Origin of the sequence: Photobacterium japonica, from assembly GCF_050337005.1 — a bacterium.
Taxonomy (GTDB): domain Bacteria; phylum Pseudomonadota; class Gammaproteobacteria; order Enterobacterales; family Vibrionaceae; genus Photobacterium; species Photobacterium japonica.
In genome coordinates this window covers 1-21,180 of record NZ_JAKJSN010000071.1, presented here as the reverse complement: position 1 = coordinate 21,180, position 21,180 = coordinate 1, and the positions used below count along the sequence as shown (strand labels likewise).

General features: G+C 47.3%; 14 protein-coding genes. 6 read left to right on the top strand and 8 right to left on the bottom strand.

Features of this window, described 5'->3' with window-relative positions:
* Both L4C36_RS20945 and hrpA read right to left on the bottom strand, forming a co-directional pair.
* Positions 1-518 (bottom strand): hypothetical protein (locus L4C36_RS20945; RefSeq protein WP_428479743.1); only part of this gene is annotated, 518 nt, incomplete at its 3' end.
* 285 nt (positions 519-803) lie between these two features.
* On the bottom strand, positions 804-4,685 hold the full coding sequence (gene hrpA / locus L4C36_RS20940; RefSeq protein WP_428479744.1) for an ATP-dependent RNA helicase HrpA: 3,882 nt from the start codon (positions 4,683-4,685) through the stop codon (positions 804-806).
* Between the two features lie 215 nt (positions 4,686-4,900).
* Here hrpA and L4C36_RS20935 point away from each other — a divergent pair, with 215 nt between their 5' ends.
* Positions 4,901-5,434 (top strand): LA_2272 family surface repeat-containing protein, encoded by a 534-nt coding sequence (locus tag L4C36_RS20935; protein WP_428479742.1) that lies wholly within the window; start codon positions 4,901-4,903, stop codon positions 5,432-5,434.
* Positions 5,435-5,664: 230 nt separating this feature from the next.
* Positions 5,665-6,129, top strand: coding sequence for a tellurite resistance TerB family protein (locus L4C36_RS20930; RefSeq protein WP_428479741.1), 465 nt, complete (start codon positions 5,665-5,667; stop codon positions 6,127-6,129).
* Between the two features lie 58 nt (positions 6,130-6,187).
* Here the strand turns inward: L4C36_RS20930 and L4C36_RS20925 are convergent, their stop codons facing one another.
* The 3 genes from L4C36_RS20925 to L4C36_RS20915 form a co-directional block, all read right to left on the bottom strand.
* Positions 6,188-6,919, bottom strand: a complete 732-nt coding sequence (locus L4C36_RS20925; RefSeq protein WP_428479740.1) for a L,D-transpeptidase family protein — start codon at positions 6,917-6,919, stop codon at positions 6,188-6,190.
* Between the two features lie 24 nt (positions 6,920-6,943).
* Positions 6,944-7,606 (bottom strand): DUF1287 domain-containing protein, encoded by a 663-nt coding sequence (locus tag L4C36_RS20920; RefSeq protein ID WP_428479739.1) that lies wholly within the window; start codon positions 7,604-7,606, stop codon positions 6,944-6,946.
* A gap of 142 nt (positions 7,607-7,748) precedes the next feature.
* Complete coding sequence (locus L4C36_RS20915) at positions 7,749-10,142, bottom strand: helicase-related protein (protein ID WP_428479738.1); 2,394 nt, start codon at positions 10,140-10,142, stop codon at positions 7,749-7,751.
* Positions 10,143-10,395: 253 nt separating this feature from the next.
* Here L4C36_RS20915 and L4C36_RS20910 point away from each other — a divergent pair, with 253 nt between their 5' ends.
* From L4C36_RS20910 to L4C36_RS20895, 4 genes are all read left to right on the top strand, one after another.
* Complete coding sequence (locus L4C36_RS20910; RefSeq protein WP_428479737.1) at positions 10,396-11,103, top strand: hypothetical protein; 708 nt, start codon at positions 10,396-10,398, stop codon at positions 11,101-11,103.
* A 269-nt stretch (positions 11,104-11,372) separates the two neighbouring features.
* A complete protein-coding gene (locus L4C36_RS20905; protein WP_428479736.1) occupies positions 11,373-12,269 on the top strand; it encodes a 1,4-dihydroxy-2-naphthoyl-CoA synthase in 897 nt (298 codons plus the stop codon).
* Between the two features lie 564 nt (positions 12,270-12,833).
* Positions 12,834-14,522, top strand: a complete 1,689-nt coding sequence (locus L4C36_RS20900) for an NAD-dependent malic enzyme (RefSeq protein WP_428479735.1) — start codon at positions 12,834-12,836, stop codon at positions 14,520-14,522.
* Between the two features lie 1,052 nt (positions 14,523-15,574).
* On the top strand, positions 15,575-17,062 hold the full coding sequence (locus L4C36_RS20895; RefSeq protein WP_428479734.1) for an alanine/glycine:cation symporter family protein: 1,488 nt from the start codon (positions 15,575-15,577) through the stop codon (positions 17,060-17,062).
* Between the two features lie 220 nt (positions 17,063-17,282).
* Here L4C36_RS20895 and pepT read toward each other — a convergent pair whose 3' ends face one another.
* The 3 genes from pepT to L4C36_RS20880 form a co-directional block, all read right to left on the bottom strand.
* On the bottom strand, positions 17,283-18,524 hold the full coding sequence (pepT, locus tag L4C36_RS20890; protein WP_428479733.1) for a peptidase T: 1,242 nt from the start codon (positions 18,522-18,524) through the stop codon (positions 17,283-17,285).
* A gap of 172 nt (positions 18,525-18,696) precedes the next feature.
* Positions 18,697-20,058, bottom strand: a complete 1,362-nt coding sequence (dcuC, locus tag L4C36_RS20885) for a C4-dicarboxylate transporter DcuC (RefSeq protein ID WP_428479732.1) — start codon at positions 20,056-20,058, stop codon at positions 18,697-18,699.
* Between the two features lie 121 nt (positions 20,059-20,179).
* Positions 20,180-21,040 (bottom strand): MurR/RpiR family transcriptional regulator, encoded by an 861-nt coding sequence (locus tag L4C36_RS20880; protein WP_428479731.1) that lies wholly within the window; start codon positions 21,038-21,040, stop codon positions 20,180-20,182.
* Between the last annotated feature and the right edge of the window lie 140 nt (positions 21,041-21,180).

The window sequence follows — 21,180 nt, the reverse complement described above, 5'->3', positions numbered from 1 at the left end:
GCTAATAATAAACTGGGTAACATGAATTCAATCAGCATCTCAAAAGCAACAATAAAAATAAGGCATTTAATTAAAGAACTACTTTGATGACCCATATTTTTCCATCGTGATAAGTTTATAGAAAACATACACCAAGCAAAAATGACACTTAGGCATGTCAAAATATAAGCAATGAAAGGATTATCCAATGCGCCATCAGTAATATGTAAAATAGAGAATATTGGAATAATAAAAACACAAAATAACGAAAAAGTATAAGTAATGTAATCACTGCGAGTCATCTGATTTGTTTCACAATRAAAAACATGGCTCAACGTGAGAGGTGCACTTACTTTATGTTCATATAAAGATTTAAAATAAACATCCAAGGCATGTGTTGATGAATACGCCTTATACTCGCCTTCTATAACTGAAAAACCATCTTGAAGTAACGCAGTTATTTCGTCCTCACAACTGCTTGTCGATAGTTCAACCGTACACATGGTGCTATTCTTTTCTAAAAGAATAAATTTTTTCATCCTTGTTTACCTTAACCAACATATTTAATACTTATAGATGCATGATTTATAATCAGATTCTATTTTTCATCCTAGCCACAAAACGTTATTCTAATTTTAAACGGCTGATTTTTATCCTTTATGGGACGAGGTACAAGGATGGTTACTTGAATTTTAAACCCACATCTAAGTAATTTTTTGCAACATATCACACAGTTTGCAGCGCACTTTTCTTTGGACATAAAAAAGCCAGATACATATCTGGCTTTTTATTACTGTTTCACACTGTTATTAATCAATCACTGATTAACACTCGTTGATTGCATTACGAACACGCTTATCCGATATTGGGTATGGCGTACCAAGCTGCTGTGCAAAGTAACTCACACGTAACTCTTCGATCATCCAACGGATTTCCCGCACCTTTTCAGGAACCGGTTGGCCTTTCGGGATCTTATTCAACAATTCTTTATAATCAGAAACCACTGACTCAACTTTCAGAATGTGCATGCGATCTTTGTTCGGATCAATCGGCAGTTTTTCCATACGGCGTTCAATCGCACGCATGTAACGCAGAATATCCGGCAAACGACGCCAGCCACACTCGGTCGCAAAGCCTTTAAAGATTAAGCCTTCAATTTGCGCTTTAATGTCTGACAACGCAAAAGCCATGCTCAGATCAATGCGGCCTTTAAGACGTTTATTGATATTGAACGCTGTCGTCAAGATCTCTTCAACTTGCTTGGCAATCTCGACCACCGTGTCACCCAGTTCGCCGCGAATGTGTTCTTTCATCGCCTCAAACGCTTCAGGATCCCAAGCCAAACCACCCTTCTGTTCAATCAGCTTATCAATACCACAAGCAATGCAGTCATCGATCAGATCCATCACGCGACCGTACGGGTTAAAGTACAACCCCAACTTTGACTTATTCGGCAAGTTCGCATGCAGGTACTTGATCGGCGAAGGCACGTTTAGCAGCACCAAACGGCGCTGGCCTTGTTGCATGGCAGTGCGTTGCTCTTCTTCGGTTTCAAACAGCTTAATACCCACCGAATCTTTATTATCAACAATCGCAGGGTACGCTTTGACTTCAAAGCCACCGCGTTTTTGCTGATAACGCTCAGGCAACTGACCAAAGCTCCACGTTTTCAGGCCTTCTTGCTCAATGTCGTCATCCGCCACTTTCGACAGCGTTTCTTGTACTTTTTCTTTCAAGCCATCTTTCAGGCTGTACAAGTCTTTGCTCTCTTTTAGCTTGCGGTTACGGTGATCCACCACGCGGTACGTGATTTTCAGGTGATCTGGAATTTGCTCAACATTCCAATCTTCACGCATCACGGTCACGCCAGTCATACGTTTCAGCTCTTTCTCTAGCGAATCAAGCAGTGGCATCGCCATCGCTTCGGTACGCGCCAAGAAAGCATCTGCGTAGTTCGGGGCCGGAACAAAGTTACGACGAACCGGTTTGGGTAATGATTTGATCAACGCAATCACCAACTCTTGACGCAAGCCTGGGATCTGCCAATCAAAGCCATCCACTGTCACCTGATTCAGGATCGGCAATGGAACGTGTACCGTGACACCGTCACTGTCTTCACCCGGTTCAAACTGGTAGCTCAACTTCAGTTTCAAGTTGGCTTGATGCCAGAAATTCGGGTAATCCAAATCCGTGACATGGCTGGCATCACCACGGAACAGCATTTCACGCTCGAAGTTAAGCAGTTCGGCATTGTCGCGGCTGGCTTTCTTCCACCACGTATCAAAGTGACGGCCTGAGACAACCGTGTGTTCAACACGTTGGTCATAGAAATCAAACAACGCATCGTCATCAATCAAGATGTCACGACGGCGCGATTTATGTTCCAGCTCTTCCACTTCTTTCAGGAGTTTGCGATTCTGATGGAAGAATTTATGCTTGGTTTCCCAATCCCCTTCCACCAGCGCCGAGCGGACAAACAACTCACGCGACAACACAGGATCAATACGACCGTAGTTCACCTTACGTTTAGGCACCACAGGGATGCCGTAAATCGTCACTTTTTCCCAAGCGGCAACGGACGCCTGTTTTTTCTCCCAATGCGGTTCGCTGTAACTGCGTTTGATCAGGTGCTCCGCCAACGGTTCAACCCATTCCGGCTGAATTTTAGCGGCAATGCGACCCCACAGTCTGGACGTTTCCACCAGCTCAGCGACCATCACCCATTTAGGCTGCTTTTTGAAGATGCCAGAACCTGGAAAAATATTGAAACGGGCATTACGCGCACCGTGATATTCATTCTTTTCCTGATCTTTCATACCGATGTGTGACAACATGCCGGCCAACAGTGCGGTATGCACACCATCGTAACTGGCTTCTTGATCGTTTAAACGGTATTCCAGCTCTTTCACTACTTGGCTGACTTGGTAGTAAATGTCTTGCCATTCACGCACACGCAAGTAGTTGAGGTAGTCTTTCTTACACTGACGACGGAACTGGTTGCCTGACAACGCTTTTTGTTGCTCTTGGATGTAGTTCCACAAGTTAACAAACGTCAGGAAGTCAGAATCTTTGTCGTTAAATCGGCGGTGCTTCTCATCAGACGCTTGCTGCTTGTCGGACGGACGCTCACGCGGATCTTGAATCGACAAGGCAGAGGCAATGATCATCACTTCACGCAATGCCCCCTGCTTCGGCGCTTCCAATACCATACGCGCTAAACGTGGGTCAATCGGCAAACGAGCCAACTTACGACCCATCTCTGACAAACGCTTACGCGGGTCAGTGGCTTTCGGGTTGATCGCCCCCAACTCTTCCAGCAAACGGATACCGTCTTGAATGTTACGGTTATCTGGCGCTTCAACAAACGGGAAGGCTTGAATGTCACCTAGCCCAATGGCGGTCATCTGCAGAATAACGGACGCTAAGTTGGTGCGCAGGATCTCAGGATCGGTAAACTCTGGACGAGAAAGGAAATCCTCCTCGGAGTACAGACGAATACAGATACCTTCTGCGACACGACCACATCGACCTTTACGCTGGTTCGCACTCGCCTGAGAGATTCGTTCAATCGGTAGACGTTGTACTTTGGTGCGGTAGCTGTAACGGCTAATACGCGCCGTACCTGGGTCGATCACATACTTGATGCCCGGTACGGTTAAGGAGGTTTCCGCTACGTTCGTCGACAGAATAATGCGACGGCCTGCATGCGTTTGGAATACACGGTTTTGCTCGTTAGCCGACAGACGGGCGTACAACGGCAAAATTTCCGTATCGCGCAACTTACGTTTTTCTAACGCATCAGCGGTATCACGAATTTCTCGCTCACCGTTCATGAAGATCAGAATGTCGCCCAAGCCTTCATCACACAGCTCATCGACCGCGTCAAAAATGGCTTGTAGCTGATCACGGTCGCTCTCATCAGAGTCGTCCGCCATTGGGCGGTAACGCACATCAACCGGGAAAGTACGGCCAGACACTTCAATGATAGGGGCATTATTGAAGTGCTTAGAGAAACGCTCAGGGTCAATGGTTGCCGACGTAATGATGACTTTCAGATCAGGACGCTTTGGCAACAGTTCACGCAGGTAACCCATGATGAAGTCGATATTCAGACTACGTTCGTGCGCTTCATCGATAATGATGGTGTCATATTGACTGAGGTAACGGTCATTTTGAATTTCAGCCAGCAAGATACCGTCTGTCATCAATTTCACTTGGCTACGATCAGACACTTGATCGTTAAAGCGCACCTTATAACCGACATACGAACCCAGTTCGCATTGCAGTTCTTCGGCAATACGGCCAGCAACAGTGCGGGCAGCAAGACGACGCGGCTGGGTGTGGCCGATCATCCCTTTGGTGCCCAGCCCCAATTCCATACAGATTTTTGGCAGCTGGGTGGTTTTCCCCGAACCGGTTTCACCGGCCACAATCACGACCTGATTGTGCTTAATGGCTTCCGCGATGTCGTCTTTCTTTTGACTAACCGGCAGTTGTTCTGGGTAACGGATGGTAGGACGTTGGGTCGCGCGAAGTTCAACCGTCTGCATCGACTTGGCGATATCGAGCGCGATCTCATCAAACACGACGTGCTTCGCCTGTTCGTTCTTAATTCGAGCCGCCCCTTGCACGCGTTTGTGCAAACGGAAACGATCGCGGATCATGCAATCTTGAATGGCGGCTTTCAGCGTTTTTTCATTATTCAAAACGCTAGACTGAGAGGTATTCGACTGACTCAATGGAATTCCTGATAATTCAGTTGACTATTTTTAAAAAATTGCGCGAATTCTACCACACTTATGGGATTTACGGCATCTTGCGCACGGTTCCCGTTAACCTTGACCTATCACCATCCTTATTTGGATTAATTTTATCCTTTCAGGTATTATTTTGCGCAGTTTATCCATGTAGAGTACAAACAATGAAAAAGACGTTTGTGGGTTTGGTGCTAGCCGCCTCCCTTTCTGCGCCAGCGCTCGCTAATCAACCTATCCAACTTTCCGTACCCGGTAATAATTTACCTGATGGCAATGTGCATGGCTTCCGTGCCTCGCTGCTTTATGGACAGACTCCCTCTGTCACGGGCTTTCAGCTTCCTATTCTCGGTTTAGCCGAATCGCAGAATTTTACGGGGTTAAGTGTAGGCATGTTCTTCGGGGCTAACCGTGTGACGAACCAGTCAACGGGTGCAAAATTTGGTCTGGTAAACTGGAATGATAATACCGCTAAAGGTGCTGATATCGCCTTCTTTAACTACAATGGCGGCCAATTTACAGGCCTCCAGTTTGGTACCGTTAACTACACCGCACGCTTAAACGGCGTACAATTTGGCTTTGTAAATGCGACCGACCGTATCGAAAAAGGCATCCAAATCGGCCTGATCAACTACGATAAGTCGGGCACCTTTGTCAGCAAAGATTTGCCTGTTTTCCCTATCATCAATATGCGTTTCTGATCGTGTAACGTAACATTTTCCACTATGCCGGGGGCATCGTTTCCCCCGGCAGGGTGAACATTCAGCATTGAAACAATCGTCTTTAAACGCCGCTTTCGGGAACCTCCGCCCTCGCAAATAGTCTCACTCTTCAACACTGAACTTGAAAATCCCAAGCTCACCCCTATCTATACTATGAGTAGTAACAAAAATAGTCGCGACAAAAAAGACTGAACCACTGAGGTATGTGCATGTTCAAACAATTACGATCTATCTTTCGCCAAATGATGCATGAAGGCAGTGATGGTAGTGCGGTTGATACCCCATCACTCAACCTTGCTATGGCTTGCCTGCTGTGCGAAGTGTCCAATGCGGATCATAATGATGACCCTAGAGAGAAAAGCGCTAACATCCACCAACTGATGCATCTGTTAGGGATCACAGAAGACAGCGCCATCGCGCTATTAAATCAAGCGCAAGCACAAACCCAGCAATCCGTTTCATTGTATGAATTTACTACCAAACTGCGTTCACTCCAGCCTGCTGAACGTTACAGCCTGATTGAAGCCATGTGGGAAGTGGCGTATGCCGACGGGATTCTTGATCCACTGGAAGAGGCGGTGATCCGCCAAGTGGCTGAACTTGTCTACGTGGATCATGCTGAGTTTATTCGCGCCAAACTGGCGGCACAAAATAACCAGCCTGCGGCTGAATAATCATCTCACCCCTGTGATTTTGCATTGCGCAGGGGCTAACCTTCTCAATACCGTGCGATTAAGGTTGGCTTACGGCGAGAAACGCCTGCTCAATATCTTGATACAAGGTGGCGACCCAAGCTTTATCCCCATCCGCGGGTAGCAGGGATTGCTTGCGTGGATCCACAGGGGCAATAATCACACTGACTTGCGCTTTACCTACTTCGTTAACTAACACGAACAGTTCTTCAATCGCCGGATCCCCCATCGCCAAGCAGCCCACCGATACCGCCTTACCATGAATAAAGATATTAGTGCCGGGTTCTGTACGGCCTTCTTTCTTTGCCCATTGGGAATCAAAGGCATTGGGGTAATTCAATTTCATGGATAAATGATACGCACTGTTCGGGTTCAACCCTTCGACACGATAGATGCCTTCGGGCACTTGGCGATCACCTTCGCGTAATTTGGGCCCCAATTCACCACTGGCAGCAAGCACATCATAGGGTTTGATCAAGTGCCAATCGGCTCCCTGCTGAGCGCCATCTTGCTTGGCCCACAATTCCACCCGCTTATCGGCTTTTACTGCTAACAACGCAATCTCTTTCGGTGGGTATGCCACGCCAGCGGCATGAAAGGCACTGGCTAGTCGGCCTTCCGCTGATTCGCCGTATTTGTTCACCACATCCGAGACCGTTTGCTTACCGTTCATTTTCACGTACACCGGATACCAATAACCGCGCCCAAACACAAATAACCAGACTAATGCACAAACACACAGCAGCCCGACAATCCCTAATGTCCCTTTCATTCGCATACTTTGGCCTTTTGCTGGTTATTCAGGCTGATATTGATAACGTCCAGTGATGGTGTAATCAAACAGCATGTCTTCCAACACCGGCCCCCGACCAATATTGTGGACCACGAGCGGTCGTTTGCCATCGTCTGACCATTTGTCCACGATAATGCCAATATGCGGCAAGTTACCCGGTAACATCCACGTGACAATGTCACCAGGTTGATACTGCTTGGCCTCATGACTGATGGGCAAACTCACCCCGTGACGTTGAAAAAAGACTTGAAGATTGGGGACTCGACGGTGGTCGATATTGCGGTCGGTACGGGTTAAGCCCCAAATACGTTTGGATGGGTATAACGAAAAATGCTGGCGCATGTCTTCATGCACCAGCCGTTGTAAATCAATGCCTAGCTGACGGTAACTGCGAATCACCACATCGGTACAGACGCCGATGTCAGCCGGTACATCCCCATTCGGGTACGGGATGCTGATATATCGGCCATCGTACCGCACGTTGTGGGTGGTTCGATCCATGGCCGCCGCCACCAGAGCATGGGGGGATGACGTCAGTATCTGCCCAGCTTGTTGATCCGACGGCAACACAGATGTCGGCGCAGCAAATGCTATTGACGATCCCCCCATAGAGGATAACCATAAAGGGGATAAAAGCAGACTCATCGCGATAAGCGGGTGTTTCATTGGCGCACTCCTTGCTCACAATAACGGTTTAGTTTACTGCGCATGACGTCAAAATAGGCACCTGTTTTACCGCTCTCCGGCCATGCTCACATTAATTGGTCACCGTTATCATTGTTTTCTCTACGCGCAATAGCACTGACTGTCAGCGAATATCAATAATTCGGCTGGCTTTGCGATACTGCACTTTCCAGCCATGCCAACGCGGCAATTCCCAACGTTTCGGATCCGGCTTTCTCTTGCCGTTAACATGTACCGCGACCACCAATTTTCGGGTCACATGGTATTCAATCTCCATCTCCAGATCCGTTAGTGCCACTCGATGGGGAAACTCACTATCAAAATCCGCTCGCTCCCAATCGGGGATACCGACAAACGGAAAATCATCGGGACTAAACCATTCAAGATCGTCCGCGGACTCGACGCCCAATGCGCTAAGCTGCTCACTTAACCACGAGCGCAATACAACGGGTTCCGGCGTGCGCGGGCACGTATTCGCATCATACCGCCCCAAGGCAAGATATAAGTTCCATTGATGAATATCCACATGGCGTATGTCTGCCAACCCTTCCAACAGCAAGCCATCCACCACTAAATCCACCAACGCATCATGAGCCGATTCCCCCTGTGGCAACGCCCATTCCGTATGAATCACCCTACCGGCGTATACCCGTTGGTGTTCCACCCAGCAACCGTCGTCGGTGACTTTGGTGCCGCCAAAGGCCTCCTCACCCAATGTCAGGTCATTGAGCCATGCCAACGGCACGGGTGCCATACAAGTAGCCAAAATCATGTTTTGTTTGACACCTTTACCCGGCAGTGCAAATTGATCAAAAACGATCGCCGCCTCCGCCGTGTCTGGATAACGGCAATCACGCGCGACAGACACTTCGCAATAGCCATTCCCCAATGCTTGGCGGCGACGTTCTCGACGCACAAACACCAACTCTGGCGCTGTTGTCATCACCGCTTTTAGCCACGCTTCGCGGCGTACCGTCGTTGCGACTTCCAACATAGGTAAATCTAACGCCGCACGCATTTGTTCCGCCAGCATACGTGCTTCGGCCAATACGTTTGGATCGATATCCAGCCATTCCGGCACGTGACCCCGTAACAGCTTAATCAATGTCATGGCATCACAATGCAAGGGTTCCCATTTCGCCAGTTTCTCAAGCCGCTCTTCTCCGCTTGGCATGTTCCACACCCGCTGATAAACACTGAGCGCAGCAGATAAATCCACCATGGCTTCCCGGCTGGCTTTATCTGGCATCGCGGTGATCAGGTAGGCAAACAAGGTATCAATGGGCAACGGGTACAAGATATGCCCCTGTGCGGTTGCACGCCCGTCCTCATCAATGGCCTGCATTTGCTTTAATCGGTCAAAGGCTTGCTGTCTGGCTTTCTCTGGCACCGAGTCTACAAAGTCCAGCGCATCTAATCGATAACCGCAACATGCGGCCGCCAGCATGGGCTCCACCAATTCCTCACGGTGCAACTCCGGAGGCGTGATCAGATCGAGGGGTGCCGCTTGACCGAACAAGCGAATACAATGCCCGTCTCTCACTCGACCAGCTCGTCCTTTACGTTGCTCGGCACTGGCACGGGAAATGGCGTGTAATCCTAATACGGTTCGGCCATTGCGCTGGTGGGTTCGGCGCTCTAAGCCAGAATCAATGATCAGCGTGACACCGGGAATGGTCACGGAGGTTTCCGCCACATTGGTTGCGAAGATAATGCGCTGCTTATCACTCTCAGTTAGCGCACGGTGTCGCTCTGCGTCAGTGACTGAAGCATGCAGGGGAATCACATCCACAAAGCCTGCGTCAATGTCAGCATGCAGCGCCTTTTTCACATTCGCTAAGCATTGTGCAATTTCTTTGCGCCCGGGCAAGAACACCAAAATATCCTGATGTTCACGATAATGCTGTTCCACCACCTTGGTCACTTGGCTATCTAGGTGGCGACTTTCTGGCATATTGCGACTGTCAGATGCAATATACGACACAGTGACAGCAAAGTTTCGCCCTTCTGCACGCAGGCTCTGCCCCTGTAAATACGCCGTCAACCGGTCGCTGTCCAGCGTGGCAGAGGTGACTACCAAACGATGCGAGTCTCGCACTTTCAACATCGCCAATAATAAATCCGTATCCCAACGGCGTTCATGAAACTCATCAATAATGATGGTATTAAACGTCGCCAAGCCATCTTCACTTAACCAGCGTAATGCCACACCCGGCGTCACAAACACAATCTCAGAGTCATCATGAAATTGATTATCAAAGCGAATCGCATAACCCACGGATTGCCCGACTTTTTCACCGCGACACTGCGCAATAAACTCAGCTAACGCGCTGCACGCTACTCGTCGCGGTTCCACCACCAACACCCGCCCGCGCGTGGCGGACCACACCGGTAAGCGCGTCGATTTACCTGACCCAGTTTCAGCCACGACGACAAGGTGGTCGTTGGCAAGTAGGGTAATGAAATCCGTTTGAATGGCATCGATAGGCAACTGAAAAGCCGGTAACTGCAAAGACATAGTGACTCAGAGGGAAAATAAGGAGAAAGAAGCATCATTTTGGCAATATGCCTTGCAGACTGCAAGCCAGAGACCTGCATATAAAGAACCCCACGCCATCAGCACACTAAGAAAACGAGTCATAACGTAAATAACGCGACGTTTCCGCCGCTGACGGCATAAAAATTGAATAAAAAAGCATCATCGAACAAACTGGCTCAGCATTTGCAAGTTACTCAATACGGATAGGGAAGATAGCCAACGGGAAATGCCCATGAGTGACAAGATTAAAACAATTTACGTTCTACTGCTGACGATGATGTTCGCCGTTTCTTTCTCTGCTCAAGCAACATTAGTCAGTATTGATAACTGTGCCGGAAACGTGAGCAGCGGCCCCGCAGTAAGCTGTGAGATCACAGAGACACCGCCGGCGGTCATAACGAAAAACCCGAATAACAACAAATTACTGGCTTGGGATGAGGTGCAAAACCACACGCTGACAGAGCCGCTTCGCGTCGACCGCGTGTATGATCCTAACGCTTCATTCATTTCAGATGCCGGCAACGGTGACTATTTCATCGCAACGGGCACCATTGTATCGAGTCACTACGTGCAATGGGATCCGAAAAATTCAGGGAGCATCTCTGCCGATATCGTGCTGGATTCGCAAGTTTTTGCGTATGTCACCTCCGATGCGAACTTATTTGCCAGTGATTCAGCCCTCGCCCTACCCGGTATCGACTATAACGACTTTACCTTGCGTGGCTTAGAGGGCGGTGACTCTACACTCTTTGATGGTGTTAGCACCGCCATAGCTTGGAATGCCAGCTCACCGGGCGACTGGACACGATTAATTACCGCCTACTCGCCAGCCGCAGAAATTGCGGAACCGGCACCACTGCCATTGTTCCTCGCGAGCATTTTCCTTATTACACTGTCACGCCGCAGAGTGCTCAATATCCAAAAACAATTACGCGCCTAAGTGAACCCTTACGCTATTTTCCCTTTATATTGTATCTATTCGTTTTTATTACGGAATCCGTATGGTGAGAGTGGTCAGGCATGCTCCCTCTCTCACCCTTCTTTTTCCTGCATTTTCTGACCGCTTTGTGAACCATTGTGATCTATTCCCTTCTAGAATTGTCATATTCCTTCATAAATTATTGACTTTTACCGCTAAGCCCCTAGCCTGTACCTACCAAGTACTTCGTGACTTGGAGAACTTCCCAACTCAATGAGGCAATCGTCATCATGACCCGCAAAGAAATTTTTAATCCCGATCTATGGGATGCTGTCCCTGGTTTTGATTTTGAAGATGTGACCTACCACCGTGCCAAAGCTCATGGCACCGTGCGTATTGCCATCAACCGTCCAGACTGTCTGAATGCTTTCCGCCCTAAAACGGTCGATGAGCTATTCACCGCCTTGGATCATGCTCGCCAGTGGTCAGACGTAGGTTGTGTACTGCTAACCGGTAATGGTCCATCTGAAAAAGGCCAGTGGTCATTCTCTTCTGGTGGCGATCAGCGTATTCGTGGCAAAGATGGTTACAAATACGAAGGGGAAGAAGCCGGTACTGCAGATGTAGCACGCATGGGCCGTCTTCATATTCTCGAAGTGCAACGCATGATCCGCTTTATGCCAAAAGTCGTGATTGCAGTTGTACCGGGTTGGGCTGTTGGCGGTGGCCATAGTCTGCACGTTGTGTGTGATTTAACGCTGGCATCTAAAGAACATGCTATCTTCAAACAAACCGATCCTGACGTTGCATCGTTTGACTCAGGTTACGGCTCAGCTTACCTAGCCAAAATGATCGGCCAGAAACGTGCCCGTGAAATCTTCTTCTGTGGTTTCAACTACAGTGCGCAAGAAGCCTATGACATGGGCATGGTCAACAAAGTGGTTGATCACTTTGAGCTTGAAGAAGAAGCACTGCGTTGGGCAAAAGAGATCAACAGTAAGTCACCCACTGCGATGCGTATGCTGAAGTACGGTTTCAACCTGCCAGATGATGGCTTAGTGGGCCAGCAGTTGTTCGCAGGTGAAGCAACACGTCTGGCTTATGGCACTGCCGAAGCACAAGAAGGCCGCGATGCGTTCCTAGAGAAACGCGATCAGGACTTCAGCCAGTTCCCTTGGCATTATTGATTTATTGTCGCTTCTTGATCGCCCCCGAGGAGATCAAGAAGCGTTCCTTCTCTCCTTATTGTTCTTCTGATCCCTCTCCTTATCGTTCACCTTACTGCTGCTTTTGACGCTATGCTTAACCTCTTTCAGCCAGCAATCGATCCCTATTATCATTACTGCTGATCTATCTCTTACCGACAAAGGAAACATTAAGCACAAACAAAAGAAACACCAACACAACAAAACGCGATCAAAGTAAGGGTAAATTTAACCAAAACACCTACAAGTTCTCGCGTGATGATTTCAATTCTCAGATGCACAAAAAACCAGCAATTATAACGCCATTCACGATCACATAAATGCGCCACATCACACACAATACGCACACATCTCGATCACACCGAAACACAGAGTTAACATTTTTCATTTTACCGTGTTAATGACCGTAAACTTATGCACAGAAACTTGATCTAATTCGCTAAATTATCTCGGATTCTCTTTGAATATTGTGACGCGTAGATCTACGATTAGCCCTTAAATGAAAAGTGCTTTTTTCATACCTCTACTCAAAACAGAGCTGATTGCATGAACAACGACAAACGCCCACTCTATATCCCTTACGCAGGCCCTGCGCTACTTGAAACTCCCCTGCTGAACAAAGGCAGTGCATTCTCTGTAGAAGAACGTATGTTCTTCAACTTGGAAGGTCTACTTCCAGAAGCGATCGAAACCATTGAAGAACAAGCTGAACGTGCCTATAAGCAGTTCATGCAGTTCGATAACGACATGGATAAGCACATCTACCTGCGCAATATCCAAGACACCAATGAAACGTTGTTCTACCGTTTAGTTGAAAATAACATCACAGAAATGATGCCGATCATCTACACCCCTACGGTAGGTGCAGCCTGTGAAGATTTCTCAAACATTTACCGTCGTGGCCGTGGCCTGTTCATCTCTTACCCGAACCGTGACCGCATTGAAGACATGCTCAACAATGCCTCTCGTCACAACGTAAAAGTGATCGTAGTAACAGACGGCGAACGTATTCTTGGTCTGGGTGACCAAGGTATCGGTGGTATGGGTATTCCAATCGGTAAGCTATCGCTATACACCGCATGTGGGGGCATCAGCCCTGCTTACACCCTGCCAGTTGTGCTTGATGTGGGTACTAATAACCCGCAGCGTTTGTCTGATCCTATGTACATGGGTTGGCGTCATCCTCGTATTTCTGGTCAGGAATACGAAACGTTTGTTGATGATTTCATTCAGGCGGTAAAACACCGTTGGCCGGAAGCACTGATCCAGTTTGAAGACTTCGCACAGAAAAATGCGATGCCTTTACTTGAGCGTTATAAAGACGAAGTGTGCTGCTTCAATGATGACATTCAAGGTACCGCAGCCGTTACTGTGGGTTCGCTACTTGCGGCGTGTAAAGCAGCCGGTAACAAACTGTCTGATCAGCGTATTACCTTCTTGGGTGCAGGATCTGCCGGTTGCGGTATCGCGGAAGCGATCATTGCGCAAATGGTGTCTGAAGGCATCAGCGAAGCGCAAGCACGTAGCCAAGTATTCATGGTCGACCGTTGGGGCCTATTGGTCGACGACATGCCGAATCTGATCAATTTCCAGAAGAAATTGGTACAAACCCGTGAAGCAATCAGCCAGTGGGATACCGAAGACAACAACATTTCACTGTTGGATGTGATGCGCAATGGTAAACCAAACGTCTTAATTGGTGTGTCGGGCGTACCAGGCCTATTCAGCGAAGAAGTGATCCGCGAAATGCACAAGCATTGTGAGCGTCCGATCATTTTTCCGTTGTCTAACCCAACCAGCCGTGTAGAAGCCACACCGGCAGATTTGATCCGCTGGACTGACGGTAACGCACTGGTTGCGACTGGCTCCCCGTTTGAACCTGTGATGCACAACGGAAAAATCTACCCTATCGCACAATGTAACAACAGTTATATTTTCCCTGGTATCGGTTTGGGTGTATTGGCCGTTGGCGCACACCGTGTCACTGACGAGATGCTAAGAGAAAGTAGCCGTGCACTGGCAGAGTGTTCACCACTGGCGATTAATGGCACAGGCGCGCTATTGCCGCCATTGGAAGAAATTCAGGACGTATCGCGTCATATTGCGTTTGCCGTGGCGAAGAAAGCCGTTGAACAGCGTAAAGCACCAAAGAACACCGATGAGCGTATTAAAGAGAAGATCAACGACAACTTCTGGCATTCAGAATACCGTCGATACAAGCGTACTTCTTTCTAATTTCTGTCAGAATCCTGACCATTTATAACAAAACCCGCCATCGTGCGGGTTTTTTCATGTTTATTCACTACATCATACTGCAATTAAATGCAATTTTAAGTGTTTGCGAATTACATAAATTTAGTGACCTGTCCAATATTTCCACTTCTTTGATATTCACTCCTCTAGACAAGCATTACTATACTTACTTATGCAACACATGCTCTCAGCAACACAGAAGTAAACACAACAAAATTAACAATAACTCTAGGTGGTATAACCTATGCAAGAACTACCAATATGCACAGAATGTGGTCAGGATGAGGAATACCTTGTTTCTGACGCTGGCGTTTTTACTTGCTCTTGCGGTCATCAGTTCATGGTATTAGACAGTGATTTATGTGATGAAACACAGAATTTCGTAGAGAACATTGACCAACTAAAACGCAGCCAATTTTTTGATAATTATTCAACGCTTGTTCACTGATTCACCCCCTTTCTTTTCCTTTATTCTCATGGCCAGTATGCCGCTGGCCCCCCCCCCTTTCTCGCCATACGAAAACAAATGCAAACTTATTCACTGCATTTTCTTTCTATATACCAAAAAGCATTCTCGCATGTTAAGAATGGTTAAAATCCAACCAGACCAAACAGTTAATAAACCCACAAAACATTGTTAAGATAACGTAAAAAACCAAACAAACTGTAATTGAGCAACGTTCAAAACATACCAATACTGACCCTCTCATTATTAACGCAAACGTTTGTTTTATTTGATTTTATTTAACGGAATCACATACTGCAACAATTTTAAGGTAAGCATACATTCACAAAGCGTGATCTGAGTCACGCTGAGAATGCGAATTTTCATGCTAACTTACCGTCCCGTCTACAGATGAAACATCTGATTCTATGTTTCATTAATGTAACCCTTCTCGGTTACAAAAAATCAGCGTTATATAAGACATAAAAAATATAAATTCAGAATCGAAGTATGAACTGTCATGTAAATGGACGTTCCAGTTTATTCAATGGCGTTATTCGTCATTGAATGTCATATACAGGAAATAATCATGAGCGTTAGTAACGAAACTTGGTTAACCGCACTCAACGACGGCTTAAGTGCCGTCATTGGTGCCATTAACGGTGTACTTTGGGGCCAACTTCTTGTTTACCTACTGGTTGCAGTCGGTATTTACTTCACTTTGCGTCTAGGCTTCATTCAAATCCGCCAGTTCAAACACGCAATCGATGTCCTTAAAAGCGGCAAAGATGTTGATAACGGCTTGAGCTCTTACGAAGTATTCTGTACTTCAATGGCAGCACGTGTCGGAACCGGTAATATGGCCGGTGTTGCGGTGGCATTAGCCGTCGGCGGCCCTGGTGCGATTTTCTGGATGTGGGTGATTGCCCTATTCGGTATGTCTACCGCCTTTATTGAATCAACCCTCGCGCAAGTTTACAAAACCAAAGATGTGGACGGTCAATACCGTGGTGGCCCTGCTTACTACATGGAAAAAGGCCTAGGCCAACGCTGGATGGGGTCTCTTTTCTCTGTCTTTTTGATCATCGCGTTTGGTTTAGTGTTCAACGCCGTACAAGCTAACACCATTACTGATGCACTTAGCCATTCATTTGGGTTTGATGAAACCATTATGGGTGTGGTGATTGTGGCGTGTTCTGCCTTCTTTATTATGGGCGGTTTACGTAAGATTGCGTCTGCTTCAGCTCGTATCGTGCCGGTTATGGCAATTGGCTACCTTGCGATTGCATTGCTGATTGTTGTGATGAACATCACTGAGCTTCCAGCGGTATTATCGCTGATTGTAAAGAGCGCGTTCGGCTGGCAAGAAGCGGCAGCAGGTGGTGTGGCATACACCATGTCACAGGCAATGCAGAGCGGTATCGCACGTGGTTTGTTCTCAAACGAAGCCGGTATGGGTTCTGCGGCAAACGTTGCTGCAAGTGCGACACCTAACCCGAACCACCCTGCGTCTCAGGGCTTCGTTCAGATGCTAGGTGTTTTTGTCGATACTATCGTGATTTGTACAGCATCTGCTGCGATGATCATGCTAAGTGGTGTGATGGATCAACCCGATGCGGCAACCGGTATCAGCCTGCTTCAGCAAGCGCTAACCAGCGAGCTTGGCGGTTGGACAACCTACTTCATGGCAGCAGCGATTATTCTGTTCTGTTTCTCATCCATCATCGCTAACTATAGCTACGCAGAAACCAACGTGATGTTCTTGAATGGCAACACCAAAAAAGGCCTATTCGCATTCCGTATGTGTGTACTGGGTATGGTGATGTTCGGTTCTGTGGCCTCTCTACCTGTGGTATGGAACTTGGCTGATGCTTCTATGGGTATGATGGCACTGATTAACATCGCGGCACTGGTACTGCTTTCTGGTCTCGCTATCCGCGTGATTAAGGACTACGAAGTACAGTTGAAAGCGGGCAAATCGCCTGAGTTCGACCGCTCGAAGTTCCCTGAATTGGAAGAGCTTGACGGTGCATGGCATCCAAAAGGTGACGCTGAACCAGCCTCAGTAAACAAATAATCCTGACGGCACTCGCTGCCATCATGAGATGAAAAACAAAAAGAGCCAGCATTTGCTGGCTCTTTTTTTATTCGACGTTTCGTCATTTTTATGCTGATATATTTCGGAGTCCCTGTGCCTCGATAACAGGTAGTCAAACAGCAGGCATAAAAAAGTGCAGCGAACGTGCTGCACTATTTTTTTGGGGGGTGTTCAAATCACTGAAAGAACAATGAAGTGATTAACGCGTCGCACGTTCTGCTGTAATGCGGATCACATCCACAACCACCGCGCTGGCCGCTTCCAATGAAGGGACAGGCAAGTACTCATAAATAGAGTGGAAGTTATGTGCACCGGTAAAGATGTTAGGACACGGCAAGCCTTTCTGTGACAATACAGCGCCATCGTAACCGCCACGCATTGGCGTCGCTTTCATCACAATATTATTGCGCGCATACGCTTCTTTGGCGATATCAATCGGGAAGCTCGCCTCACCTTCTAGGCTGTTCGCGACGTTCTCGTAACGATCAGACAGGCCAATCACCACACTGCCCTCACCCCATAGTGCCACGCAGTTATCTGCCAACTGCTGCAAGAACGCCATACGTGCCGCATAACCTTGCTTGGTGAAATCACGCACATCCATTTTCAGAACGGTTTTCGCACTGTTACCCGCCAGCTCTTTCACCCAGTAGTAACCTTCACGGCCATCGGTGTATTCCGGCGCTTCACCGCCCGGTAGCATGGCAATAAACTTGTGTGCCATCAGCAAGGAGTTTTTCAGCTTGCCTTTGGCCGACATTGGGTGTGCTGACTGACCAATGAAGGTGATAACCGCATCACCGGCATTCCAGTTTTCATGCACGAATTCACCAATGCCACAACAATCTAGCGTGTAACCAAAATCTGCACCAAAACTGTCAACGTCAAACGCTTTCGCGCCACGTAAGCCTTGCTCTTCATCGGGTACGAATGCCACTTTCACGGGACCGTGTTTGATCTCAGGGTTTGCCTGCAGCACTTGCAGAGCATGCATAACGGCAGCGATCGCGGCTTTGTCATCGGCGCCTAGCAAGCTGGTACCGTCGGTCACAATGATGTCTTGCTGCTGGTAATCCGCCAACTCTGGGAATTCTGATTGCTTCATCACAATATCCAGCGCGGCGTTCAGGGTAATGTCCCCCCCTTCGTAATGTACAACCTGTGCGTTGGTGTCATTAGTTTGCTCCATACTGGTATCTAAATGGGCAAAGAAAGACACAGTTTGCGTTGGGTAATCCACATTACTCGGCAACGTTGCTGTTAAGATCGCCGTATCACGTAAAACGATCTCTTCCATACCCAGCGCTTCCAACTCTTTGGCTAGCAGCTGTGCCAATTCCATCTGGCCCGGTGATGATGGCATGATCCCCGCCGCACCATTTTCACGGCTGGTAGTGGTATTAATTCGAGTGTAATTAATGAAACGATCAACAATATTCATGGCATGCTCCCAATCGGTGAGAAGTAATTGAATAAAAAAGACATGGCTATCGACTCACTCTGTTCTCCGTAAAAACGTGAAAGAAGAGACAATCGAGAGGCATAGCTTTTTCGCTAATTTTTGAAACAAAAAAGGCTGCGGGACCCCCTCCCACAGCCTTATTCGGTAACTGTTACACCAAGATTTGAGAACAAATCATCACAGTTAACAAACCACCCAGCATTGGAATCGCGGTACGTTTTGCTAACTCAATCGGTGAAACATTGGCAACTGCCGCACAGGCAATTACAACACCTGCTACAGGTGACGCTGAGCGCATCAAACCCGCAGACAACTGCATAGGAAGCGCAACGTGTGCCGTTGCGGTACCCACTTGTGCTGCCACATCTGGGGCCAAGTTAGAGAAACTGAAGAATGCCGCATTACCTGAACCAGACAACATGGTGATGGTCACAATAATCACCACCAGCATGATGATCATCGCAAAGTAACCCAAGCCCATGTTTGACGCAGAGCTCAGTAGCAAATCGATGAAACCAATCGCTTTCAAACCGACAACGAACGTCTGTGCTGCAATGATCAAGGTCACCACACCAGAGAACACGTTACCCATGCCTTCGAAGTACACTTTCAGTGATGCAGCTACTTCTTTACCGTCACGGGTATAGATGAAGTCACACACCATAGACACAAACAGGGCAATAAACATGGCAGTAACCACATCCATACGGATAGAAGTAACGGCAAAGCTACTGAATGTCAGCAACAAACCCAGTGGTAAAACAGGCAGAATTGCGAACCATTTTGGTGCTTTACGCTGCTCTTTTGCATCCAGGTTAAACTCGTGTTTAACCCCTTTTTCTGCATCTTTCTGATCAAAATAGCGCTGACTGAAGAAGTGCAATGTTGCAATCACTACGATCGCAACCATAGACACAGGTAGCTGGTAGCTTGCGAAATACGTTGCTACATCAATGCCAGAGACTTCTGCCGCTTTGTTGGCGGCTGAAGATGCAGGACCCAAGTCTAAACAGCCTGTCGTCGCAACAACAGCGGCCGCTGCGGCTGGGTTACAACCCACACCCACTAAGACTGGGTACATGGCAACCAACAGCAACAACGCCAAGCCCGTCGCACTAGGAATGAAGATGTTGATCAGCTGCCCGATCACATACGCCATTGCCAAGACCAAATACGGGTTTTTGATATAAGAAAGCGGTTTGGTGGCAATTTGCACCATGGCGTTCGCCGCACCAATGTGACCCATGTATTTTGAGAAGCCCCCCACTGCCATAATGATCAAACCCAGTTTGGCCAATGTGGAAGAAGAAATAACTTTGATCACTTCAAAGAAGTCAACAATGATAGAGCCCGTGTGTGAGCCCCCCTTTGGCAAGAACTCCGTATTACCGTTAATCACACCCAGTGCGATCATGGTTAAACCAGCAAGAAATAACACAGCCTGTGTATTGTATTTCTTAACAATAAAATAACCGACAGCAAGGATCATCGGCAGCGCTAAATACGTAATCATGAATATCCTCTTCAATAATCATTAGAGTATTAAAAGCAAGCTAAATATATAAATTGTCGTGGTGTATATGTCACCACGTATTTATATGAAAATTTACATACAAATAAAATGTGGGTTGTTGTTATGATTTAAATATACTGAATTCTTCGAAAAGTCCTTCTATGCGTTGAAAACGATTATCTTTTCCTTGCTGCAAAGACAGCCCTTTTATTAGGACCTCAATAAGTGCAAACCCTGCAGCACGGTTATTAAAGTAGCCTCTTCCCTCACTCTCAACGGTAAATTGAACATCGCTGTAGGGAACAAAGGGATTGACGTGTTGATCCGTCAAGGTAATGATTTGACCGCCACATTCATGGAACCAACGCACCAACTTAACGGTAACGTTAGAATAGCGGTGATAAGAAATGGCAAACAAGGTATCGCTTGGCGTTACATCCACCAATTGATGCGGTAACGTTGATACATCGGCTTTTAAAAAGACTACTTCCTTGCGTAAATAGCGAGCCAGCAAGTAGAAATAATTGGCTAACGCTTCTGACGAGGCACTCCCCATCACGTACAACTTGCCGTCAGATTGACACATGATATCAATCGCGCGTTCAAAATCTTGCTCAGACAAGGATTCAAACGTTTTTTCTAGGTTATCTTGTACTTCGTGATAGTGCGTTGCCAGTACACCACGAATATCATCCGGATTCGCATCCGTACGTTGGTGCTCATAGCGTTCAATCGGAATGGTTAAGGTTTGCGTTAAATCTTCCGTGACGTCTTTTTTGAATTCAATGAATCCACTAAAGCCTAAACGTTGTAGAAAACGGCCTAACGTTGCCTTTCCTACGCCAATTTGTTTGCAAAGGTCATCAATTTTCGCAAAGGGTAATACCGCATAATGCTGCATAAAATACTGTGCAATACGCGTTTCAGCATCCGTGTGCGTATCGAATTTATTCACAGCATTGATGAACGTTTGCTTATTCATGGAGGTGATTTCCCGTTCAGTCCATTTCGTGGGAAATTTTTCCACCTACGGGACGTTTAGGCAAGGGAATGAGAATTTCCCATCACAAATTTGTGATCCCCCCCCTTACTCACACGCAGGGTATATATACCGTTAATAAT